We start from the raw sequence: 21,935 nt of genomic DNA, 5'->3' as shown, positions 1-21,935 counted from the left end.
TCGCACAGTTTTAGGGTCGAGTCCCATGACTGCCACCGGAACGGACATCGTCGGGCTCGACCGGATCGCCGTGTACGAGGCCCTGCGCGTAGTGGAGTTGGCGCAGGAGGAGGACTGGGAGCGGGACACCCCCTGCGCGGGATGGGACCTGCGGCGGCTCGTGGCGCACATGGCCGCGCAGCATCACGGGTTCGCGGCCGCCGCGCGCGGCGCAGGCCGGGACAGGGCGTACTGGCGGGAGCCGGAGGACATGGGCGAGCCGGCGAGGACCCACCGCGCGGCGGCCACGGCCGTGCTCGCCGCGTTCGCCGAACCCGGCGCCACCGAGCGGGAGTTCGCCCTGCCGGAGCTGGGCGGGAGCTTCCCCGGCCGGACCGCGATCGGCTTCCATTTCATCGACTACGTCGTCCACGCCTGGGACGTCGCCGCCACTCTCGGCACCGCGCCGGACCTGTCGGACGACGTCCTGGACATCGCGCTGGTGGTGGCCCGACTGGTGCCCACCGACCCGGTCGGCCGCGGCCCGGGGTTCGCCTTCGCCCCGGCGCGCGACGTACCGCAGGACGCCGGTCCGCTCGACGAGGCGCTACGGCTGCTGGGCCGGGCGCCGGAGCGCTGGCCCGTCAAGGGCCGCTGAACTCGCTTCCTTTGCCTGCCCTTTGAGCAAAGCTGCCCTTCCTTTGAACAAGCCGTCCGTCCCGCGCGTACCTCCAGGCACTGGCCACGCGTCAACTTCTCCAACGACCAGTTGGTGTCCCCGGGAGGCTCCCTTGCGTCGTATCAACGGTACGGCTGTGCTCATCGCGGCCGTAGTCGCCACCACTGGCGCCCTCGTCTTCCCCGTGTGGTCGTACGCCGACCGTTCGGGCACCGGTCAGGCGAATGTGGCGGCGGGCACCGTGAACACCCAGTGGGGACCGCTGACAGCCGCGGACCGGGATCTGATCGTGCGGGTGCGGCTGGCCGGGCTGTGGGAGCTGCCGGCCGGACAGCAGGCGGTCGAGCGGGCGCCCAGCCAGGCGATCAAGGAGGCCGGGGACCATCTCATCGTCGGCCACACCGACCTCGACAAGCGGGTGCGGATCATCGCGGCCCAGCTCAATGTCGCGCTGCCGAACGTGCCGAACGAGCAACAGCAGGGCTGGCTGCGGGAGATGAGCGCGGCGACCGGCGCGGAGTACGAGTACAAGTTCGCCAACCTGCTGCGCGCCGCGCACGGCAAGATCTTCCCGGCCATCGGCGCCGTACGGAACACCACCCGCAACACGCTGGTGAGACAGCTGGCCTCGGACGCCAACCAGACCGTGCTCGACCACATCACGGTGCTGGAGAAGACCGGGCGGGTCGACTTCGACGCCATCGCCAACGGGATCGCGAACGCCTCCACCGCCAGCCCGACCGGTCCCGCCGCGCCCGTACCCGGCCAGGTGGTGCCCTCGGCACCGGCCGCCGTGGCCAGCCCGAACATCGGGACCACCTCACGGCCGTCCCCGGGCGCGTCCGGAACGGTCAACACCGGGCGACCGGATCCGGTCGACTCGAACGGGGTGCTGGGGTAGCGGGCCACGGCCTGCCCCGAACCTCAAATGTTGCTCTGAAGGTGACACGGCCGGGGTTCGGGGCCCGGCCCGGGGGCGATACCTCCGTCACACCGAACAGCGGTCTTGTGGAGTGGATGCGTTTCAGCGAGGACATCGAGAACGGGGACGGGCGATGGAGCGACTGGGGACGGGCATCGGATGGCGGCCCGAGACAGCGGACGCCGTGGAGCACCTGCCGGGCATCGACTGGGTCGAGGCCGTGGCCGAGAACCTCTGCCCCGGCCACCTCCCCGACTCTCTGCTGCGGCTGCGCGAGCGCGGCGTGACCGTGATCCCGCACGGCGTCTCCCTCGGCCTCGGCGGCGCCGACCGGCCCGACGCGGACCGGCTGACGGCCCTCGCCGAGCGGGCCGAGGCGCTCGGCTCGCCGCTGGTCACCGAGCACATCGCGTTCGTCCGCGCGGGCGGCCCGCTGACCGCCTCCCCGCTCCTCGAAGCCGGCCACCTGCTCCCCGTACCGCGCACCCGGGACGCCCTCGACGTGCTCTGCGAGAACATCCGCATCGCCCAGGACGCGCTGCCCGTACCCCTCGCGGTCGAGAACATCGCCGCGCTGCTCGCCTGGCCGGGCGAGGAGATGACCGAGGGCCAGTTCCTGTACGAACTGGCCGACCGCACCGGCGTACGCCTCCTCATCGACGTCGCCAACCTGCACACCAACCACGTCAACCGCGGCGAGGACCCGGCCAAGGCCCTCGCCGAACTCCCCGTCGAGGCCATCGCCTACGTCCATGTCGCGGGCGGCGTCGAACGCGACGGCGTCTGGCACGACAGCCACGCCCACCCCGTCCCCGCACCGGTCCTCGACATCCTCACCGACCTGGCGTCCCGCGTCTCCCCTCCGGGGGTGCTGCTGGAGCGCGACGACAATTTCCCCGAAGCGGCAGAACTGGAGCGGGAGTTGACGTCGATTCGCGGGGCGCTGGACTTGGGGCGGGGGCGGGCGGGCGCGGGCGGCGAGAGGCAGCGGACGCCTGCCGCCACAACCCCGGCAGCCGTACCGCAGGCCCCCGCACCGCAGGCCCCCGCCCGCCAGCGGCTCGCCCTCGCCCAGGCCGCCCTGCTCTCCGCGCTGGTCGCCGGTACTCCGGTGCCCGAGGGGTTCGACCGGGTGCGGCTCGGGGTGCAGGCGCGGGCGCTCGGGGCGAAGCGGGCCGATGTCGTGGCGAAGGTGGCTCCCGAACTCCCGGAGATCCTCGGGGCGGCGTACCGGCCGGCCTTCCTCGCGTACGCGCACACGCACCCGATGACCGGCGGCTACCGCCGCGACGCGCTGGACTTCGCCGGGCAGCTGCTGCTCTCGGGCGGACCCGAGGACGCCGAGGCGCGGCGGGAGTTGCGGGCCTGGTGGCTGGAGCGCTCGGGGCCGGCCCCGCGTTCGGCGCGGGCCGCGGTCCGGCTCGCCCGGGCCACCCGGCGGGTGCTGCTGCGCCGCTGACGGGTCGCGGAAGGGCCGGGAGGGGCCTTGGAAGGTGAGAGTGACTCCACAGTAATATTGCGGTTCCGCACGAGAAGCGCACTCACGTGCGGTGCCGTCACAGGAGGCACCCCATGCGACCGCGACCCCCCGTAAAGGGCCGAGGCATATTCAGTGGCACCGGCGTCATCGTCGTGGGTCTGACCGCGACCCTGGCCGCGCTGGTCTTCCCGATCTGGTCCTACGCCGACCGGTCCGGGACGACCGCTGCCAACGTGCTCAGCGACCAGACCGTGGCCACGCAGTACGGGCCGCTGTCCGCGCTGGACAAGGACTTCGTCACGCGGGTGCGGCTGGCCGGACTGTGGGAGCTGCCGGCCGGGCAGCAGGCAGAGGAGAAGGGCACCACCGCGGCCGTACGGACGGCGGGGCAGCATCTGATCGACGGCCACACGTTTCTGGACGAGCGGGTGCGGGACGTGGCCGCCAAGCTCGGGCTGCCACTGCCGAACCAGCCCAACGCGCAGCAACAGCAGTGGCTCGCCACCCTGAACGCGGCATCGGGCGTGGACTTCGACCGCAAGTTCGCCAACGTCCTGCGCCTCGCGCACGGCAAGGTGTTCACGGTGGTCGCCCAGGTCCGCGCCACCACCCAGAACTCCCTGGTCCGCGCCCTCGCCGACGACGCCAACACGACCGTCCTGGACCACATCAAGGTCCTGGAGGCCACCGGATACGTCGACTTCGCCGCGCTGGCCCGGGACATGGCCGCGAGCAGCACGCCCGCGCCCAGCGGTTCCGCCGCGGCCGACCCGGGTCAGGTCGTCCCGCTGGCCCCGTCGCTCTCCCCCACGTACACGCTGCCGCCGCCCGCCTCCAGTCCGCCGCCGTCGGCACAGCCGTAGCCGTAGCACCGTTTCGGCCGTGGTCTGTTTCCGGACAAGTGGAACGTCACATACAGACAACGCTCCGTCCGGATTGTGAACAAGGCATGGCGTCCCACTGGGCCTTTGGCATAGAAACTTGGCATGTTCTGGGTCCTTCTCCTGCTCATGGCCTGGGCCGTCGCCGGCACGGCGTGCACGCGGCTGTGCCTGGCCGCCGTCAGAGCGGCGGCCGTCGACACGGACGACGCGGGCAAGGGACACGATCTGACGCTCTACGAGGCCGCGTTCCTCTCCGGCGGTCCCGCGCGCGTCGCCGATCTGACGCTGGTCTCCATGGCACGCCAGCACCGGCTGCTGCTCGCCCACACCGGCTGGGCGACCGTCGTCGACCCACGCGGCCGGGACCCCATCGAGCGGTCGGTGATAGGCGCCATCGGGCCCGAGGGGCAGTCCCGGATCGCTCCGGTGCGGGCCACCGCGGCGGCCACGGACGCGGTGCGCGACGTGGCGGACCGGCTCGTCGACGCGGGTCTCGCCGTACCGGACGGCACCCGTACGACGGTCGCCTCCGGGGTACGGCAGGTGCGGGCCGCCGCGCTCGTCGTGCTGGTGCTGGGCGCGACCGCGCTGCTGACGCCGGGGGCCGAGATGCCGCGCGGGCTGGTCGCGCTCTGGTTCGCGCTGCCGCTGGCCCTGACGCTGAGCTGCCTTGCCATCGCCCGCGTCGAGGTGCACCCGTACTCCCACTGGGCCTCCCCCGCCGGTCAGCAGCTGCTCGGCACCCTGACCCGGTACGCGGGCGGCGGCGCCGACGACCGTACGTATCTGACGTCGGTGGCCGTACGGGGCATCCGCGCGGTCGGCGAACCGGATCTGCGGGCGGCCTTCGCGCACCGCGAGCAGTACCGCGAGCAGTTCGACGTATGGCGGCGCTGACCTCGGCGTGAGAGCGCGCCAGGGGGCGCACAGGGGTCATTGGGGCCGACACCGCCCGACGGTGCTTGCCTTCGCCGACAAGCGAACGAAACATCCCTTTTGTTGCTGCCGTGCTCCGAAGGGATACGCCACCATGCGAGCCGCCGCCCTGTACTCGGCCGCCGGGTCCTTGCTCCTGACCACCCTCGCCGCCGCCCCGGCCACCGGAGCCCCGGACGCCGTCGAATCGGCCGGCACCGTGCTCGCCGCCGCACACGCCCGCGCGCGGGGCATCGACTTCGGGAAGTGCCCGGACGCGGAGGACATGCCCGGCACCATGGAGTGCGGCACGGTCTCCGTCCCGCTCGACTACGCGCACCCCGACGGCAAGCAGATCAAACTGACCGTCGGCCGCGCCCGCGCCACCCACAAGGACCCGCACAACAGCAAGCGCAGAGTCCCCCGCCAGGGCTCCCTGGTCTACAACCCGGGCGGCCCCGGCGCCTCCGGCCTCTACTTCCCGCTGATCGGCATGCTCCCCGAGTGGAAACGCATCGCGTCGGCCTACGACCTCGTCGGCTACGCCCCGCGCGGGGTCGACAAGTCGGCACCCCTGTCCTGCGAGGACCCCAAGCACTTCTTCAAGGCACCCTCGCAGTCGCCGACTTACCCCTCGGAGTCGTACAAGAAGGAACGCGTCGCCGAGGCAAAGGCCTACGCGCGCGGCTGCGCCAAGCGCTCCGGCAGCAAGCTCCGGTTCTACAACTCCCTCAACAACGCCCGCGACCTGGACGTCCTGCGCGCCGCCCTCGGCGAGGACAAATTGACGTTCATGGGCGCGTCCTACGGGACCTACTTCGGGGCGCTGTACGCGACGCTGTTCCCCTCGCACGTACGGCGGATGGTGTTCGACTCGGCGGTGAACCCGGACCCCGAGCAGGTCTGGTACCGCAACAACCTCGACCAGTCGGCCGCGTTCGAGGGCCGCTGGGCGGACTACCGGGAGTGGATCGCCAAGCACGACGACGTATACGGGCTCGGCGACACCGCCGCAAAGGTGCTGCGCAGCTACGAGAAGGCCTCGGCGCGGCTCGCCGAGAAGCCGGCGGGCGGCAAGGTGGGGCCCGCACAGTTGCAGGGCGCGTTCCTGTCGGCCGGGTACTACGACGACTACTGGCCGCACACCGCGGCGGCGCTCTCGGCCTACCTGAAGGGCGACCCCAAGCTGCTGGTGCAGCAGGCGGCGCCCACGCCGGGGGCGGCCGTCGAGGCGGAGAACGGCAACGCGGTGTACACGGCCGTCGAGTGCAACGACGCGCCCTGGCCCACCGAGTGGAGCGTCTGGGACCGGGACAACACGCGGCTCGCGCGCGTGGCGCCGTTCGAGACATGGGACAACGTGTGGATGAATCTGCCCTGCGCGTATTGGCCCGCGCCGCGTCAGCAGCCCATTGATGTGCGGACCGGGCCCGGGGAGTTGCCGCCGGTGTTGATCCTTGCCGCCGAGCGGGATGCGGCTACGCCGTACGACGGGGCGCTTGAGCTGCAACGGCGGTTGTCCGACTCGGTGTTGGTGACCGAGCGGGATGCGGGGACGCATGGGGTCGCGGGTGGGGCCAACAAGTGCGTGAACGGGTATTTGGACGCGTACTTGTTGGAGGGGCGGTTGCCTGAGCGGCATGCTGCGTGTGCGGCGCATGCCGAGCCGAAGGCTGCGCGACCGGGTAGTCGGTAGACCGCGGCCCCGGTGGGGGCTGGTCGCGCAGTTCCCCGCGCCCCTTTGGGGCGCTTACGCCAGGCCCGCTACCAAGTCGCCGATGTCCTTGCGGCGGCCCGTGTAGAACGGGACCTCCTCGCGGACGTGCATGCGGGCCTCCGATGCGCGCAGGTGGCGCATGAGGTCGACGATTCGGTAGAGCTCGTCGGCCTCGAAGGCCAGGAGCCATTCGTAGTCGCCGAGTGAGAAGGACGCGACCGTGTTGGCGCGGACGTCCGGGTAGCCGCGGGCCATCTTGCCGTGGTCGGCGAGCATGCGGCGGCGGTCCTCGTCGGGGAGCAGGTACCAGTCGTAGGAGCGCACGAACGGGTACACGCTGACGTAGTTGCGCGGGGTCTCGTCGGCCAGGAAGGCCGGGATGTGCGAGCGGTTGAACTCGGCGGGGCGGTGCAGCGCCATGTTCGACCAGACCGGCTCCAGGGCGCGACCGAGCTTCGTGCGGCGGAAGAGGTTGTACGCCTCCTGGAGCTGGTCGGCGGTCTCGGCGTGCCACCAGATCATGAGGTCGGCGTCGGCACGCAGGCCCGACACGTCGTACGTGCCGCGCACCGTCACGTCCTTCGCGGCGAGCTGGTCGAACAGCTCCTGGACCTCGTCGGCGTATCCGGCGCGGTCCTCGGGCAGTACGTCCTTCAGCTTGAAGACGGACCACAGGGTGTAGCGGATGACCTCGTTGAGGTCCTTGGCCAGCTTGCCCTTGTTCGGGATGCGGCCGGACTCGGTGGTGGGGGCGTCGTCACTCATGGGGCTATTCTCCCGCTCCGCCGGACGCGCTCGGCACCGGGTCGCCGGTCAGCCGCTCGACGGCCGCGTACGCGCTCGCGATGGTGGCCGGGATGCCGACCCCGTCGTAGGCCGCGCCGCACACGGCGAGGCCGGGCAGCTTGGCGACGTGTTCGCGGACGCGGGCCACGCGCGCGTGGTGGCCGACCGGGTACTGGGGCAGGCCGTCGGTCCAGCGGGTGACCCGGGTGTCGAGGGGCGTGGCGTCGAGGCCGGTGGCCTCGCGCAGGTCGTGCCGTGAGACGTCGACCAGGCCGGTGTCCTCGCGCTCCAGGATCGCCGTCTCGGCGTACCGGCCGACCGAGGTGCGCAGGACCAGCAGATCCGGATTCTCGTCGGCGATCCAGCCCCACTTCTGGGAGGCGAAGGTGGACGCCTTGATGGTGCGGCCGTCGACGGGGGGCACCAAGAAGCCGCTGCCTTCCGGGAGTTCGACGTCCGCGCGGCGGTAGGCGAGGGTGACCAGGGCCATCGAGGCGTACTCCACGGCGGTCAACTCGGCGGCGGCGCCGGGCGCTTCGGGGCGTAGCAGCTCGGCGGCCACTGGTGCGGGTACGGCGACGATCACTCCGTCCGCGTCGAGGACGCGGTCTCCGGCGACGACCCGCCAGCCCGATGCCCCGGTCCTGCGCAGCTCGGTCACCGGTGTGCCGGTGAGGATCTCGGCACCCCGCGCGCGGACGGACTCCGCGACGGCGAGCGGGAGTTGGCCCACTCCGCCCTCGATGCCCATGAAGACCGGGCCGGTCTGCTGTGCGGCGGCGGCGCGCTCCTGGATGCCCCGGACGGCCTCGGTGAGGGAGTCGTGGCTCTTCGCGGCCTGGAAGAGTTGAGGAACGGCCGAGCGCATCGAGATGCGGTACGCGTCGCCCGCGTAGACCCCGCCCAGGAGGGGTTCGACGAGGCGGTCGACGACCTCGCGGCCGAGGCGGGCCGCCACGTACTCCCCGACCGCCACGTCCTCGCCGACCTCCGTGCGGGGCAGGTCGGCGTCGCGCTCGATGCGGTGCAGGCCCTCGTCCGAGAGGACCCCGGAGAGGGCGGAGGCGGTGCCGGGGACGCCCATGACGTGGCCCTTGGGCATCGGGCGCAGGGCACCCCGGGTCCAGAGCGAAGCGGTGGCCGTGGCGGGCGACTGGAGGCGGTCGGTGAGGCCGACCTCGCGGGCGAGCGCGACGGCCTCGGGGCGGCGGGCCAGCATCGACTCGGCGCCGAGGTCCACGCGGGCGCCCGCGATCTCGCCGGGCAGCAGCTTGCCGCCGACCCGGTCCGAGGCCTCGACGACCGTCACGCGCACGCCTCTGTCCAGCAGCCGGTGTGCGGCGGCCAGCCCACCGATCCCGGCGCCGATGACGACGACATGCCCTGTACCCGTACGAGTCTCCACTTCGCGCATGCCCCCAGCCTCTCAGACCCCACTGACAGTCCGACTCCGGGCCGGTGTCCGGTGCGAGTCCCGACCGTGACCTCATCGGGACCGTTTCCGGCCAACGTCCTGCCCGGTCCCGGCGTCGAAGGTGCGTCAGTCGTCACGACGAACCTCGGGGGTACCGACCCATGCGCACCTCACACTCCACACGGCCCGTCCAGGTCCTGGCCGGGCTCCTGCTGGCCTCGGCCCTCGCGCTGACCGGGTGCAGCGGCAGTTCGGACAAGACCAGCGCGAGCGACGCCGGCGCGGACGCCAAGGCCGCGGTCCCGGGCACCGCACAGCAGGAGGGCGCGTCCGGCAGCGGCAACGCCCGGAACACCAAGTCCCTGCCCAAGCTCACCGCGAGCAGCATCATCCGTACGGCCTCGCTGTCCGTGCGGGTCAAGGACGTGCCGAAGGCGCTCGACGAGGCCCGCACCACGACCGAGAACGCGGGCGGGTTCGTCGGCAACGAGACGACCACCCGCGACGGGCAGGGGCACGAGCGCACCCGGGTGGTCCTCCGGGTGCCCACCGACAAGTACGACGAGGTCCTCGCCGACCTGGAGGGCGCGGGCAAGCTGCTCGACCGGACCGCGAAGGCGCAGGACGTCACCGATCAGGTCGTGGACGTGGAGAGCAGGATCACCTCGCAGCGGGCCAGCGTGGCACGCGTGCGTGAACTGATGGACCGGGCCACCAAGTTGAGCGACGTGGTGGAGCTGGAGGGCGAGCTGAGCACCCGCGAGTCCGACCTGGAGGCGCTGCTCGCCCAGCAGTCTTCCCTGAAGGACCGCACCAGCCTGGCCACCATCACGCTGTCCCTGTCGCAGACCCCGGTGGCGAAGGCGGCCGCCAAGGACGACTCCCCCGGCTTCGTGGACGCGGTGGCGGGCGGCTGGCACGTGTTCGTGACGATGCTGCGCTGGATCGCTCTGGCCCTGGGCGCGGTACTGCCGTTCGCGGCGGTGGCGGCGCTGCTGGTCGTCGTGTGGCTGCGTCTCGTACGGCCGCGTCGGGCGGCCACCGTCCCCGTGGCCACCGCGGTGGGCCCGCTGCCGGCCGCCCCGCCGGTGCGCGAGGAGGAGCAGGGCGGACAGGACTGAAATCATCGGTCCCCGTAGCGTGTTCGCATGAACATGAGCCGTGCGAGGGGTACCCGGGAACGACTGGTCGTCATCGGCGGTGACGCCGCGGGCATGTCCGCGGCGTCGCAGGCTCGCCGCCTCAAGGGGCCGGACGAGCTGGAGATCGTGGCGTTCGAGCGGGGTCACTTCACCTCGTACTCGGCGTGCGGGATCCCGTACTGGGTGGGCGGTGACGTGTCCGCACCGGAGGAGCTGATCGCCCGTACCCCGGACCAGCATCGGGCGCGGGACATCGATCTGCGGATGCGGACCGAGGTCGTGGAGCTGGACGTCGCGGGCGGGCGGGTACGCGCGCGTGACGTCGATTCCGGGGCCGAGTCCTGGACGTCGTACGACAAGCTCGTGATCGGGACCGGTGCGCGGCCGGTCCGTCCGGACATGCCCGGGGTCGACGCCCCCGGAGTGCACGGGGTGCAGACGCTCGACGACGGGCAGGCGCTGCTCGATTCGCTGGCACGCACGCGTGGGCGTCGTGCCGTGGTGATCGGGGCCGGGTACATCGGGGTGGAGATGGCGGAGGCGTTCGTCAACCGTGGGTATGACGTGACCGTCGTCAACAGGGGCAAGGAGCCGATGGCGACGCTCGACCCGGACATGGGGCGTCTGGTGCACAAGGCGATGGAGGGCCTGGGCATCACCATGGTCAACGACGCCCAGGTCACCGAGCTGCGCACCGGGGACGACGGGCGGGTGCGGGCGGTGGTCACACAGGACGCGGAGTATCCGGCGGACGTGGTGGTGCTGGGGATCGGGGTGCGGCCCGAGACGACCCTCGCCGAGGCGGCCGGGCTGCCCCTGGGGCAGCACCACGGGCTGCTCACCGACATGGCGATGCGGGTGCGCGGACACGAGAACATCTGGGCCGGCGGCGACTGCGTGGAGGTGCTCGACCTGGTCTCCGGGCAGGAGCGGCACATCGCCCTGGGGACGCATGCCAACAAGCACGGGCAGGTCATCGGCACCAATGTGGGCGGCGGTTACGCGACCTTCCCGGGGGTGGTCGGTACGGCCGTGAGCAAGGTGTGCGATCTGGAGATCGCGCGCACCGGGCTGCGGGAGAAGGACGCCCACCGCGCGGGGCTGCAGTTCGAGGCGGTCACCATCGAGTCGACCAGCCGCGCGGGTTATTACCCCGAGGCCTCCCTCATGACGGTGAAGATGCTCGCCGAACGCCGTACCGGCCGTCTCCTGGGCGTGCAGATCGTCGGCCGGGAGGGCGCCGCGAAGCGTGTCGACATCGCGGCGGTCGCCCTCACGGCCCGTATGACGGTGGAACAGATGACGGCCCTGGACCTGGGGTACGCGCCGCCGTTCTCCCCCGTGTGGGACCCGGTCCTGGTGGCGGCCCGAAAGGCGACCGCCAAGGTCCAGGCCGGTTCTCGTTGAACGTTCCTACGACGTTCCGTGTCGGACGTTCCTAGGCCGTGCCGTTGATGCGGTCTATGGCCTGCCGTGCCTGCTCGGCCGGCGGCCTGGCGGGCAGCGAGGACACCGAAGCGCTCGGCGGCATCATCGCGGCGGGCTGCGCCGCCGCCGGCTTCGCGTGGGCGCCCAGGGCCGTGGAGCGCAGCCGGTTGCTCACCGCCTCGTCCAGGGTCACCGGCCGCTGCATCTGCGCGGCGAGGCGTCCCGCTTCCTGGCCGAGCTTGGCGACGTCCTCCCAAGGGAGGCGCACCACCAGGGAGATCTCGGCCTCGCCGTCGGGCGTGGCGTGCATCTGAGGGGAAATCCGGTCGTTCATCGCCTGTTCCTCACGTCGTCCCCGCGACACGCCTTCCCCGCACCGCGGGCGGTTGAGGAGTCATACGCACAGGCGGACGGCGGTGTTCACCGGTTCGCCGCGCGGATCGGGGGCACTAATCCCTTGTGGTCATCCCCGTCCATGACGTGAACCCGGTGCGCCGCACCCCTTGGGTGACGTATGCGCTCATCGCCGCGAACGTGCTCGTCTTCCTGGCCACGCCCGGAATGGCGGGTTCCGTGGCGGGTGGCAGCGACCTCTCGCAACTGTGCCATCTCCAGGCGTTCCTGGACCACTACGCGGCTGTGCCAAGGGAGTTGATCCACCATCAGATGCCGCAGCTGGTCCCGACCGGTGCCGTCCAGAACGGCCCGGGAGGCGCCGGCTGCGCGGTCGCGCCGCCGGGCTACGACAAGTCGGCGCCCCTGAGTGTGTTCACCGCGATGTTCCTGCACGGCAGCTGGATCCATCTGCTGGGCAACATGCTGTTCCTGATGATCTTCGGGAACAACGTCGAGGACCGCATGGGCCACATCCGCTTCACGCTCTTCTACGTGGTGTGCGGTTACGCGGCGGGCTACGGCTTCGCGCTTCTCAACACCGACTCGGGCGACCCGCTGATCGGTGCCTCCGGGGCGATCGCCGGTGTCCTGGGCGCCTATCTGGTGCTGTACGCGAAGGCCAGGGTGTGGGTCCTGGTGCCGTTCCTGTTCTTCCTGCCGCTGCGCCTGCCGGCCTGGCTGGTGCTGGGCTTCTGGTTCGTGCTCCAGGCGTTCTACTCGTCCGGCGAGGGCGTCTCCGAGGCGGGCACCGTCGCGTACTCGGCGCATGTCGTCGGATTCCTCGTGGGCATGCTGCTGGCCTGGCCGCTCAAGGCGGGCACTCCCCCGCCGCCGGAACCGCGCGGCCTGCTGTTCGGCAGGCGGGCACGGCCCCGGCACACGTGGTGAGCGCGTCTAGCGGACCGTCCTGGTGTGGACGTACTCGGTGAGCCGGGTGAGCGAGTCCGGGTCGGTGGAGGGCATCACGCCGTGGCCGAGGTTGAAGATGTGGCCCTCAAGGTCCTTCGCCGCTTCGAGGACCTCGTCGGTCTTCGCCTCGACGGCCTCCGTGGGGGCGAACAGGACGGTCGGGTCGAGGTTGCCCTGGAGGGCCTTGCCGGGGCCGACCCGGCGGGCGGCCTCGTCCAGCGCGACGCGGTAGTCGACGCCGACGACGTCCGCGCCGGCCTCGCCCATGAGCTGCAGCAGCTCGCCGGTGCCGACGCCGAAGTGGATGCGGGGGACGCCGTAGCCCTCGACCGCCTTGAGGACCTTCGCGGAGGCGGGGAGGACCGAGCGGCGGTAGTCGGCGGGGGCGAGGGCGCCGGCCCAGGAGTCGAAGAGCTGGACGGCGCTGGCGCCCGCCTCGATCTGGACCTTGAGGAAGGCGGTCGTGATCTCGGCGAGGCGGTCGAGGAGGTCCGCCCACAGCTCGGGGTCGCCGTACATGATCGCCTTCGCGTTCTCGTACGTGCGGGACGGGCCTCCCTCGACGAGGTAGCTCGCGAGGGTGAACGGCGCGCCGGCGAAGCCGATGAGGGGGGTGGGGCCGAGCTCGGCGGTCAGCAGGCCGACGGCCTCCGTGACGTAGGAGACGTCGTCGGGGGTGAGGTCGCGGAGCCGGGCCAGGTCGGCGCGGGTGCGGACCGGCTTCTCGACGACCGGACCGACGCCGGGCTTGATGTCGAGGTCGATGCCGATGGCCTTGAGCGGGACGACGATGTCGCTGAAGTAGACCGCCGCGTCCACGCCGTGCCGGCGCACCGGCTGGAGGGTGATCTCGGCGACCAGCTCGGGGCGCGTGCAGGACTCCAGTATGGGGATGCCCTCGCGCACCTTGTGGTACTCCGGCAGCGAGCGCCCGGCCTGCCGCATGAACCACACGGGTGTGTGCGGTACGGGCTCGCGCCTGCACGCCTTCATGAAGGCGGAGTCGTAAGTGGCGGTCGGCTGCTGGCCCGTGGGGCTCTGGTTGACACTCACGAGGCAAGTCTCGCACGGCGGCAGGAGGCGATTACACGCGGTGCTGAACGCAAGAGCGGGTGTCTAGTCCCGCACGATGCCTCCGTTCCCCTTAATCTTCCCGCATGGCTGCGGCTCAGGGACGACTGTCGGACGGCGCTGACGGAATGGACGACTCAAAGGAGGGGGACCGGGATGGGGGCGGTACGGCACCGCCGGCTTTCCAGGCCGCGGTCCAGGCCCTGCGGAACAGTCGGCTGCGACCGCAGATCGAGATCGATCCGACGCCGGCGCCACAGCGCCTGGCCCCCTACGCGTACGCGCTGGAGGCCGCGGTCGTCGACGGCGACCAGGACCTGGCCGACGGCCGGCTGGTGCTGCTGCACGACCCGGCCGGGCACGACGCCTGGCACGGCACGTTCCGGCTGGTGACGCTGGTGCGCGCGGAGCTGGAGCCGGAGATGGCGGCGGATCCGCTGTTGCCCGACGTGTGCTGGTCATGGCTGACGGGCGCGCTCCAGACCCGTGGACTGACCTATGGCGAGCCGAGCGGCACCGTCACCCGGGCCAGTTCCCACTACTTCGGCGGGCTGTCCGAGCGCCCGTCGGCCTCCCAGATCGAGATCCGCGCCTCGTGGACGCCCCGCGAGGGACTCGGCGGCGTCCCGGACACGGCCGCGCATCTGGCCTCCTGGTGCGATCTGCTGGCCCAGGTCGCGGGCCTGCCGCCGGCGGGTCCGGGCGACGCGTCCATCGTCACGCTGCCGCAGCGCCGGGGTCCGCAGTCACGCTGAGCCTTACCCGAGGCACACCGAGGTCTTACCCACCGCTTGCGGTGTCTTTGTCGATACGGCCACTTTCAATCACGAGTGACCCCTCGAACGAACCGTTTCGCTCACCGAACGATCGACAGCGTGTCCGAATTGCACTGATTGCTACTCACTAAATCGTGATCTTTCTCTAAAGGACCGCGGGTTTGCTGCCGAAGACGACTGTGACCTTGAAAGTCGTCCCGCACCCCAGGAGGCCTGGTGTCCGTTCTTCTTGAGCAGCCCGCAAGCCTGGTCGCCTACCGCCCGAACAAGCCGACCGCCATGGTGGTCGTGGCCGACCCGCGCGTCCGCTCCACCGTCACCCGCCACCTGTGGGCGCTCGGTGTGCGCGACGTCATCGAGGCCTCGTCCGTCGCGGAGGCTCGTCCCCGCATCGGCAACCCCCGCGACATCTGCGTGGCAGACGTCCACCTTCCCGACGGCTCCGGACTCACCCTGCTCTCCGAGACCCGAGCCGCAGGCTGGCCCAACGGCCTGGCCCTGTCCGCCGCCGACGACATCGGTGCCGTGCGCAACGCCCTCGCGGGCGGAGTCAAGGGCTACGTCGTCACCGGCACCCGCACCAACGTCGGGCTCCCCACCCGACCCGGCGCCGCCCCCATCGGCTCCGCCGCCGCCCGTATGCACCGCCGCCCCCCGGGTGCCCCGAGCCACCCGGGCGGCTACCGCGAACTGTCCGGCCGTGAGGTCGAGGTGCTCCGTCTGGTCGCGGAGGGCCAGTCGAACAAGGCGATCGGCGTCTCCATGGGCCTGTCCGCACTGACCGTCAAGAGCCACCTCGCCCGCATCGCCCGCAAGCTCGGCACGGGTGACCGCGCCGGCATGGTCGCGGTGGCACTGCGCACCGGAATCATCCACTGACCCTGCCCCGGAACCACGTCCTCCACTCCCCCGCCGAGCCGTGAACCGGATCTTTCACTTACCTGACTGGTTTACGACCCCCAGACGCCCGTCGACGGAACGTTCCGTCGGCGGGCGTTGTCCATACACGGATACCCTTGACACGTGACCGACGCCCAAGAAACCGCAGCAGACAGCTCACTGCGAACCACCGGAGGCGCCCCTCCGGACGACGTCGAAACGGCGCCGATCCCCTTGCTTGAGCCCCGGGAGGGCATTCCGCCCGTGATCGCCGACGAGGACGCCCTCGCCGAGGCGATCGCGGCCTTCGCCGCCGGCACGGGCCCCCTCGCCGTCGACGCCGAACGCGCGTCCGGCTACCGCTACGGACAGCGCGCCTATCTGGTGCAGCTGCGCCGCGAGGGCGCGGGCACCGCACTGATCGACCCCGTCGCCTGCCCCGACCTCTCGGGCCTCGGCGAGGCCGTCTCCGGCGTCGAGTGGGTGCTGCACGCCGCCACCCAGGACCTGCCGTGCCTGCGGGAGATAGGCATGGTGCCGACGCGGCTCTTCGACACCGAGCTGGCGGGTCGGCTCGCCGGATTCCCGCGGGTCGGCCTGGGTGCGATGGTCGAGAACGTCCTCGGTTTCGTCCTGGAGAAGGGGCACTCCGCCGTCGACTGGTCCACCCGCCCGCTGCCCGAGCCGTGGCTGCGGTACGCGGCCCTGGACGTGGAACTCCTCGTCGACCTGCGGGACGCCCTGGAGAAGGAACTCGACCGGCAGGGCAAGCTGGAGTGGGCCCGCCAGGAGTTCGACGCGATCGCGGCCGCGCCGCCCGCCGAACCCCGCAAGGATCCGTGGCGTCGTACGTCCGGGATGCACAAGGTACGACGGCGCCGGCAGCTCGGGGTCGTACGGGAGCTGTGGCAGACCCGGGACCGGATCGCGCAGCGGCGGGACGTGTCGCCGGGGAAGGTGCTGTCCGACGCGGCGATCGTGGAGGCCTCGCTCTCGCTGCCGCTGGACGTGCAGGCGCTCGCGGCGTTGAACGGTTTCGGGCATCGGATGGGGCGGCGGCAGCTGGAGCAGTGGCAGGCGGCTGTCGACCGGGCCAAGGCCCTGCCCGACTCGGCGTTGCCGCAGCCTGGACAGCCGGTCACCGGGCCGCCGCCGCCCCGCGCCTGGGCGGACAAGGATCCCGAGGCCGCGGCCCGGTTGTCCGCGGCGCGCGCTGCGGTTTCTGCGGTGGCCGAGGGGCTCAACATGCCTCAGGAGAACCTGATCACTCCGGACACGGTTCGGCGGGTTTGCTGGGAGCCGCCGAAGAGTGTGGATGTGGAGTCCGTGGGTGCGGCTCTTGCCGGGTACGGGGCTCGGCCCTGGCAGGTGGAGCAGGTGGCGCCTGTTTTGGTGGGTGCTTTGTCCGCCAAAGCGCCGTAGAGGTTTCGGTTGAGTGGCGGGTGCTGGTCGGCTGTGGCTGGTCGCGCCCGCGCGGCGGAGCCGCAAATCGATACAGCCCCGCGCCCCTAAAAGCCTCAAGCTGAAGCGTCTATATCGCGCCAAGATCTTTGAACTCGGCGAACCGGTCACACGCGGCGGAAGGTGCTGCAAGACTCCCCCTCGATGAGCACAACTCGCGTCACCATCAAGGACGTTGCCGCTCGTGCCGGTGTGTCCAAGGGGGCGGTGTCGCTTGCCTTCAATCACAAGCCGGGGTTGTCGGACGCGACGCGGGAGCGGATCTTCGTGGCCGCGCGGGAGCTTGGCTGGGCGCCCAGTCCCACCGCGCGGTCGCTGGCCGGGGCGCGCGTGGACGTCGTAGGACTGGCCCTCTGCCGTCCGGCGCGGCTGCTCGGGCTCGAACCGTTCTACATGGAGTTCATATCCGGCGTGGAGAGCGTGCTGATCGAGCACTCCTGCGCGCTGCTGCTACGACTCGTGCGGAGCGTGGAGGAAGAGGGCGCGCTGCAGGAGTCGTGGTGGCGGGCGCGGCAGGTCGGCGGGGCGATTCTGGTGGATTTCCGGGCTGATGATCCGCGGGTCGGCGTGGTGCGGCGGCTGGGGTTGCCGGTGGTGGCCGTGGGGCATCCGTCGTTGACCGGGGGGCTGACCTCGGTGTGGACCGACGATGCCGGTGCCGTGACCGAGGCGGTGCGGTATCTCGTTGGGCTCGGGCATCGGCGGATCGCGCGGGTGGGTGGGGTGGCAGCACTCACCGCGCTGCGGACCGACGCCTTCGGTGCGGCGGCGCGGGCGCTGGGGCTGGCCGGGGCCCGACAGCTGGCCACCGATCAGTCGGGGGAGGCGGGGGCTCGGGCCACGCGTTCACTGCTGACCGCGGCGGCACCGGACCGGCCGACGGCCATCGTGTACGACAACGACATCATGGCGGTGGCCGGGCTCGCGGTCGCCGCCGAGCTGGGGCTCGCCGTGCCGGCCGATGTGTCGTTGCTGGCCTGGGACGACTCCGAGTTGTGCCGGATCACGTATCCGACGCTCTCCGCGATGAGCCATGATGTGCACGGATTCGGCGCGGAGGCGGCGCGGACGCTGTTCGGGGTGATCACCGGGGAGGGTTCCGGCTCGCATCCCGTGCCTGCTCCGGTGCTGACCCTTCGGGGGTCGACCGGACCGCCCGGGACATGATCGCGAGGGTTCCGGGGTGTGACGTTCACCGCTTGGAGCCCCGGGACTGGGCAGCCTGGTTACTCACAAGTAGCATGGTTTCTGAGCGCGCGCTCAGCGCATCGCAGCAGTGCAGATCCCGCACCCTGGAGGAGAGCCAATCGTGCCTCGTACCGTCAGGGACGTCGTCTTCGTAGACGGCGTCCGTACCCCGTTCGGCAAGGCGGGCCCGAAGGGCATCTACCACGAGACCCGGGCCGACGACCTCGTCGTGAAGGCGATCCGGGAGCTGCTGCGCCGCAACCCCGGTCTGGACCCCGCGAAGATCGACGAGGTCGCCATCGCCGCGACCACGCAGATCGGTGACCAGGGGCTGACCCTGGGGCGGACCGCGGGCATTCTCGCCGGGCTGCCGCAGTCGGTGCCCGGTTACTCGATCGACCGCATGTGCGCGGGCGCGCTGACCGCCGTCACGACCACCGCGGGCTCCATCGCCTTCGGTGCCTACGACGCCGTCATCGCCGGTGGTGTCGAGCACATGGGCCGCCACCCGATGGGCGAGGGCGTGGACCCGAACCCGCGGTTCGTGAGCGAGAAGCTGGTCGACGACTCCGCGCTGTTCATGGGCATGACGGCGGAGAACCTGCACGACCGCTACCCGCACATCACCAAGCTGCGCGCCGACGAGTACGCGGTGCGTTCGCAGGAGAAGGCCGCCAAGGCGTACGCCAACGGCAAGATCCAGCAGGACCTGGTGCCGATCTCGGTGCGCAACACCAACGAGCAGGTGGGCGAGGTCGGTTGGGGTCTCGTGACCGCCGACGAGCCGATGCGTCCGGGGACCACCCTGGAGAACCTGGCCGGGCTCAAGACGCCGTTCCGTGTGCACGGGCGGGTCACCGCGGGCAACGCGGCCGGTCTGAACGACGGTGCCACCGCGTCGATCATCGCCAGCGAGGACTTCGCGCGCGAGAACAACCTGCCGGTGAAGATGCGTCTCGTGTCGTACGCCTTCGCGGGCGTCGAGCCGGAGGTCATGGGCTACGGCCCGATCCCGGCGACCGAGAAGGCGCTCGCCAAGGCGGGCCTCGGCATCGGTGACATCGGCCTGTTCGAGGTCAACGAGGCTTTCGCCGTACAGGTGTTGGCCTTCCTGGACCACTACGGCATCGCGGACGACGACGAGCGCGTCAACCAGTACGGCGGCGCGATCGCCTTCGGCCACCCGCTGGCCTCCTCGGGCGTCCGCCTGATGACGCAGCTGGCCCGCCAGTTCGAGGAGCAGCCGAACGTCCGCTACGGCCTGACGACGATGTGCGTCGGCTTCGGCATGGGCGCCACGGTCATCTGGGAGAACCCGCACTTCGAGGGGGACAAGTGAGCACCACCACCGAGCTTCTGAAGGGTGCGGCCGAGCTGTTCCCGGACGAGGTCGTGACGTCCGCGCACGTCCGCCACCTCGAACTGCCGTACAGCGCCGGGCGGTTCGCGCTCATCACGCTGGACAACGGTTTCGACCACACCAAGCCGACCACCTTCGGTCCGGCCTCGCTGGCGAACCTGAACACCGCCATCGACCAGGTCGAGAAGGAGGCGGCGGCCGGCGAGATCGTCGGTGTCGGCATCACCGGCAAGCCGTTCGTCTTCGCGGTCGGCGCGGACCTCAAGGGCGTCGAGCTGCTCAAGAACCACGACGACGCGCTCGCCATCGGCAAGGGCGGCCACGAGGTCTTCAAGCGCCTCGCGGACATCGCGGTACCGACCTTCACGTACTACAACGGCGCGGCCATGGGCGGCGGTGTCGAGGTCGGTCTGCACTGCGAGTACCGCACGGTGTCGAAGCACATCGCGGCGTTCTCCCTGCCCGAGGTCTTCCTCGGTCTGGTCCCGGGCTGGGGCGGCTGCACGCTGCTGCCGAACCTGATCGGTGCCGAGAAGGCCGTCTCGGTGATCATCGAGAACAGCCTCAACCAGAACAAGCAGCTGAAGGGCCAGCAGGTCTTCGACCTCGGGATCGCCGACGCGCTCTTCGAGGGCGCCGACTTCCTTGAGCAGTCGCTGATCTGGACGGCGAACGTCCTCAAGGGCGAGATCAAGGTCGAGCGGCCGGCGATCGACCGCGGCGAGGCCTGGGACCAGGCCGTCGCCAAGGGCCGTTTCGTCGCGGACTCCAAGGTGCACGGCGCGGCCCCGGCCGCCTACCGCGCGCTCGACATCATCGAGGCCTCGAAGAACGGCGACCTCCAGCAGGGCTACGACGCCGAGGACCTGGCCCTCGCCGACCTGATCATGGGTGGCGAACTCCGCGCCGGTATCTACGCGTTCAACCTCGTGCAGAAGCGCGGCAAGCGGCCGGCGGGTGCGCCCGACAAGTCGCTGGCGCGTCCGGTCACCAAGGTGGGTGTGGTCGGCGCCGGTCTGATGGCCTCGCAGCTCGCCCTGCTCTTCCTGCGCCGCCTCGAAGTGCCGGTCGTCCTCACGGACATCGACCAGGAGCGCGTCGACAAGGGTGTGGGCTACGTCCACGCCGAGATCGAGAAGCTGCTCGGCAAGGGCCGTATCAACCAGGACAAGGCCAACCGCCTCAAGGCCCTGGTCACCGGTGTGCTGGACAAGGCCGAGGGCTTTGCCGACGCCGACTTCATCATCGAGGCCGTCTTCGAGGAGATCGGCGTCAAGCAGCAGGTGTTCGCGGAGGTCGAGGCGGTCGCCCCGGCGCACGCGATCCTCGCCACCAACACCTCGTCGCTGTCCGTCTCCGAGATGGCGTCGAAGCTGAAGAACCCCGAGCGGGTCGTCGGCTTCCACTTCTTCAACCCCGTTGCGATCCTTCCCCTGTTGGAGATCGTGCGCGGCGAGCAGACGGACGACGCCTCGCTCGCCACCGCGTTCGCGGTGGCCAAGAAGCTGAAGAAGACCGCGGTGCTGGTGAAGGACGCCCCGGCGTTCGTCGTCAACCGCATCCTCACCCGCTTCATGGGCGAGATCCAGAACGTCATCGACGAGGGCACCCCGGTCGCGGTCGCGGAGAAGGCGGTCGAGCCGCTCGGCCTGCCCATGTCCCCCCTGGTTCTGCTGGAGTTGGTCGGTCCGGCCATCGGGCTGCATGTCTCGGAGACCCTCAACCGGGCCTTCCCCGACCGCTTCACGGTCTCCCCGAACCTCGCGGCCGTCGTCAAGGCGGGCAAGCGCGGCTTCTACGTCTACGACAGCGGGAAGCCCGAACTCGACCCCGAGGTCGCCGCGTTGCTCCAGCAGGGCGACTCCGTGCTGACCGAGGAGCAGGTGCGGGACCGGGTCCTGGACGCGGTGGCGCAGGAGATCGGGCTCATGCTCGACGAGGGCGTCGTCGCCGAGGCGCAGGACATCGACCTGTGCCTGATCACGGGCGCCGGCTGGCCCTTCCACCTGGGCGGCATCACGCCGTACCTGGACCGTGAAGGTGTCTCGGAGCGGGTGAACGGCAAGCCGTTCCTGGCGCCGGGTCTGGCGAGCGTTCCGGCGTAACTCCCTTTGTACGTACGGGTGCCCGGTACATCGGCCGATGTACCGGGCACCGGCGTGTCAGGGGATGTCCTCGACGTGGACGACACGCAGTTCGGTGCCGTCCTGGTCGCGCTTGGACCGGCCGTGGATGCCGACGGCGAGATGCGAGGGGTCGTCGGGCTCGTCCGTCGCGACGAAGGTGACGACGTCCCGGTGATGGCTCGTCACCAACCAGCCCTCGCCGTTCTTGAGTTCGAGCACCCGGAAGTCGCCCGCCGATGTCGCCACCTGCACGGGGCCGAACTCCCGCAGGATCCCGGTGGCCTGTTCGGCGTGATCACCGTCGGGCTCCTCAAGCAGCACGCAGGTGCCGTGCTCGAACAGGACCCACGGCTTTTCGGAGCCGACGAGGATACGCCGCCACACGGCGATGAGTGATTCGCTGTCCACGGTGGTCATCATGGC

At 70.9% G+C, this 21,935-nt stretch carries 20 protein-coding genes; 15 read left to right on the top strand and 5 right to left on the bottom strand.

Going from position 1 to position 21,935, the window contains the following annotated elements; translation table 11 throughout:
• The first annotated feature begins 25 nt into the window (after window positions 1-25).
• From ACIBJH_RS43185 to ACIBJH_RS43160, 6 genes are all read left to right on the top strand, one after another.
• Window positions 26-637: a TIGR03086 family metal-binding protein gene (locus tag ACIBJH_RS43185; RefSeq protein ID WP_399122442.1), complete on the top strand. Its 612-nt coding sequence runs from the start codon at window positions 26-28 to the stop codon at window positions 635-637.
• A gap of 133 nt (window positions 638-770) precedes the next feature.
• Window positions 771-1,559, top strand: coding sequence for a DUF4142 domain-containing protein (locus ACIBJH_RS43180; protein WP_399122441.1), 789 nt, complete (start codon window positions 771-773; stop codon window positions 1,557-1,559).
• A 154-nt stretch (window positions 1,560-1,713) separates the two neighbouring features.
• Window positions 1,714-3,039, top strand: coding sequence for a DUF692 domain-containing protein (locus ACIBJH_RS43175; RefSeq protein WP_399122440.1), 1,326 nt, complete (start codon window positions 1,714-1,716; stop codon window positions 3,037-3,039).
• 113 nt (window positions 3,040-3,152) lie between these two features.
• Window positions 3,153-3,923, top strand: coding sequence for a DUF4142 domain-containing protein (locus ACIBJH_RS43170; protein ID WP_399122439.1), 771 nt, complete (start codon window positions 3,153-3,155; stop codon window positions 3,921-3,923).
• A 123-nt stretch (window positions 3,924-4,046) separates the two neighbouring features.
• A complete protein-coding gene (locus ACIBJH_RS43165) occupies window positions 4,047-4,841 on the top strand; it encodes a TIGR04222 domain-containing membrane protein (RefSeq protein WP_399122438.1) in 795 nt (264 codons plus the stop codon).
• 133 nt (window positions 4,842-4,974) lie between these two features.
• On the top strand, window positions 4,975-6,555 hold the full coding sequence (locus ACIBJH_RS43160) for an alpha/beta hydrolase (protein WP_399122437.1): 1,581 nt from the start codon (window positions 4,975-4,977) through the stop codon (window positions 6,553-6,555).
• Window positions 6,556-6,609: 54 nt separating this feature from the next.
• Here the strand turns inward: ACIBJH_RS43160 and hemQ are convergent, their stop codons facing one another.
• A complete protein-coding gene (gene hemQ, locus ACIBJH_RS43155; protein ID WP_399122435.1) occupies window positions 6,610-7,341 on the bottom strand; it encodes a hydrogen peroxide-dependent heme synthase in 732 nt (243 codons plus the stop codon).
• 4 nt (window positions 7,342-7,345) lie between these two features.
• Window positions 7,346-8,776, bottom strand: coding sequence for a protoporphyrinogen oxidase (hemG, locus tag ACIBJH_RS43150; RefSeq protein WP_399122434.1), 1,431 nt, complete (start codon window positions 8,774-8,776; stop codon window positions 7,346-7,348).
• 161 nt (window positions 8,777-8,937) lie between these two features.
• Between hemG and ACIBJH_RS43145 the strand changes: the two genes are divergently transcribed.
• A complete protein-coding gene (locus ACIBJH_RS43145) occupies window positions 8,938-9,897 on the top strand; it encodes a DUF4349 domain-containing protein (RefSeq protein WP_399122433.1) in 960 nt (319 codons plus the stop codon).
• 27 nt (window positions 9,898-9,924) lie between these two features.
• Complete coding sequence (locus ACIBJH_RS43140; RefSeq protein ID WP_399122431.1) at window positions 9,925-11,325, top strand: FAD-dependent oxidoreductase; 1,401 nt, start codon at window positions 9,925-9,927, stop codon at window positions 11,323-11,325.
• A gap of 31 nt (window positions 11,326-11,356) precedes the next feature.
• Here ACIBJH_RS43140 and ACIBJH_RS43135 read toward each other — a convergent pair whose 3' ends face one another.
• Window positions 11,357-11,680: a hypothetical protein gene (locus ACIBJH_RS43135; protein WP_399122430.1), complete on the bottom strand. Its 324-nt coding sequence runs from the start codon at window positions 11,678-11,680 to the stop codon at window positions 11,357-11,359.
• Between the two features lie 125 nt (window positions 11,681-11,805).
• On the opposite strand from ACIBJH_RS43135, the gene ACIBJH_RS43130 reads away from it, so the two are divergent.
• Window positions 11,806-12,630 (top strand): rhomboid family intramembrane serine protease, encoded by an 825-nt coding sequence (locus tag ACIBJH_RS43130; RefSeq protein ID WP_399122429.1) that lies wholly within the window; start codon window positions 11,806-11,808, stop codon window positions 12,628-12,630.
• A 6-nt stretch (window positions 12,631-12,636) separates the two neighbouring features.
• On the opposite strand, the gene hemE is transcribed toward ACIBJH_RS43130, so the two are convergent.
• On the bottom strand, window positions 12,637-13,704 hold the full coding sequence (hemE, locus tag ACIBJH_RS43125) for a uroporphyrinogen decarboxylase (protein ID WP_399122428.1): 1,068 nt from the start codon (window positions 13,702-13,704) through the stop codon (window positions 12,637-12,639).
• A gap of 146 nt (window positions 13,705-13,850) precedes the next feature.
• Between hemE and ACIBJH_RS43120 the strand changes: the two genes are divergently transcribed.
• The 6 genes from ACIBJH_RS43120 (at window position 13,851) to ACIBJH_RS43095 (ending at window position 21,491) form a co-directional block, all read left to right on the top strand.
• Window positions 13,851-14,477, top strand: coding sequence for a DUF3000 domain-containing protein (locus ACIBJH_RS43120; protein WP_399122427.1), 627 nt, complete (start codon window positions 13,851-13,853; stop codon window positions 14,475-14,477).
• Between the two features lie 237 nt (window positions 14,478-14,714).
• Window positions 14,715-15,377: a response regulator transcription factor gene (locus tag ACIBJH_RS43115; RefSeq protein ID WP_019073943.1), complete on the top strand. Its 663-nt coding sequence runs from the start codon at window positions 14,715-14,717 to the stop codon at window positions 15,375-15,377.
• Window positions 15,378-15,521: 144 nt separating this feature from the next.
• The gene (locus ACIBJH_RS43110) at window positions 15,522-16,799 is read left to right on the top strand and encodes an HRDC domain-containing protein (protein WP_399122426.1); all 1,278 of its coding nucleotides are present in this window, start codon (window positions 15,522-15,524) and stop codon (window positions 16,797-16,799) included.
• 183 nt (window positions 16,800-16,982) lie between these two features.
• Window positions 16,983-18,005 carry a LacI family DNA-binding transcriptional regulator gene (locus ACIBJH_RS43105; RefSeq protein WP_399122425.1) on the top strand — a complete coding sequence of 341 codons (1,023 nt, stop codon included), beginning with the start codon at window positions 16,983-16,985 and terminating at the stop codon, window positions 18,003-18,005.
• 142 nt (window positions 18,006-18,147) lie between these two features.
• A complete protein-coding gene (locus ACIBJH_RS43100; RefSeq protein ID WP_399122424.1) occupies window positions 18,148-19,365 on the top strand; it encodes a thiolase family protein in 1,218 nt (405 codons plus the stop codon).
• Entirely contained in the window at window positions 19,362-21,491 is a 2,130-nt protein-coding gene (locus ACIBJH_RS43095) for a 3-hydroxyacyl-CoA dehydrogenase NAD-binding domain-containing protein (protein WP_399122423.1), read from the top strand. The genes ACIBJH_RS43100 and ACIBJH_RS43095 overlap by 4 nt, the downstream gene beginning before the upstream one ends.
• Window positions 21,492-21,548: 57 nt before the next feature.
• Here the strand turns inward: ACIBJH_RS43095 and ACIBJH_RS43090 are convergent, their stop codons facing one another.
• Window positions 21,549-21,929, bottom strand: a complete 381-nt coding sequence (locus ACIBJH_RS43090) for a hypothetical protein (RefSeq protein ID WP_399122477.1) — start codon at window positions 21,927-21,929, stop codon at window positions 21,549-21,551.
• Window positions 21,930-21,935: the final 6 nt, after the last annotated feature.

Origin of the sequence: Streptomyces sp. NPDC050548, assembly GCF_044457385.1 — a bacterium.
Classification (GTDB): domain Bacteria; phylum Actinomycetota; class Actinomycetes; order Streptomycetales; family Streptomycetaceae; genus Streptomyces.
The sequence above is the reverse complement of the archived record's forward strand: the minus strand, read 5'-3'. Positions and strand labels throughout refer to the sequence as shown.

Bases quoted from the DNA above. Each gene is read 5' to 3' on its own strand.
- ACIBJH_RS43185 (WP_399122442.1), top strand. From the start codon at position 26: ATGACTGCCACCGGAACGGACATCGTCGGGCTCGACCGGATCGCCGTG.
- ACIBJH_RS43175 (WP_399122440.1), top strand. From the start codon at position 1,714: ATGGAGCGACTGGGGACGGGCATCGGATGGCGGCCCGAGACAGCGGAC.
- ACIBJH_RS43170 (WP_399122439.1), top strand. From the start codon at position 3,153: ATGCGACCGCGACCCCCCGTAAAGGGCCGAGGCATATTCAGTGGCACC.
- ACIBJH_RS43165 (WP_399122438.1), top strand. From the start codon at position 4,047: ATGTTCTGGGTCCTTCTCCTGCTCATGGCCTGGGCCGTCGCCGGCACG.
- ACIBJH_RS43160 (WP_399122437.1), top strand. From the start codon at position 4,975: ATGCGAGCCGCCGCCCTGTACTCGGCCGCCGGGTCCTTGCTCCTGACC.
- hemQ (WP_399122435.1), bottom strand. From the start codon at position 7,341: ATGAGTGACGACGCCCCCACCACCGAGTCCGGCCGCATCCCGAACAAG.
- hemG (WP_399122434.1), bottom strand. From the start codon at position 8,776: ATGCGCGAAGTGGAGACTCGTACGGGTACAGGGCATGTCGTCGTCATC.
- ACIBJH_RS43145 (WP_399122433.1), top strand. From the start codon at position 8,938: ATGCGCACCTCACACTCCACACGGCCCGTCCAGGTCCTGGCCGGGCTC.
- ACIBJH_RS43140 (WP_399122431.1), top strand. From the start codon at position 9,925: ATGAACATGAGCCGTGCGAGGGGTACCCGGGAACGACTGGTCGTCATC.
- ACIBJH_RS43135 (WP_399122430.1), bottom strand. From the start codon at position 11,680: ATGAACGACCGGATTTCCCCTCAGATGCACGCCACGCCCGACGGCGAG.
- ACIBJH_RS43120 (WP_399122427.1), top strand. From the start codon at position 13,851: ATGGACGACTCAAAGGAGGGGGACCGGGATGGGGGCGGTACGGCACCG.
- ACIBJH_RS43105 (WP_399122425.1), top strand. From the start codon at position 16,983: ATGAGCACAACTCGCGTCACCATCAAGGACGTTGCCGCTCGTGCCGGT.
- ACIBJH_RS43090 (WP_399122477.1), bottom strand. From the start codon at position 21,929: ATGACCACCGTGGACAGCGAATCACTCATCGCCGTGTGGCGGCGTATC.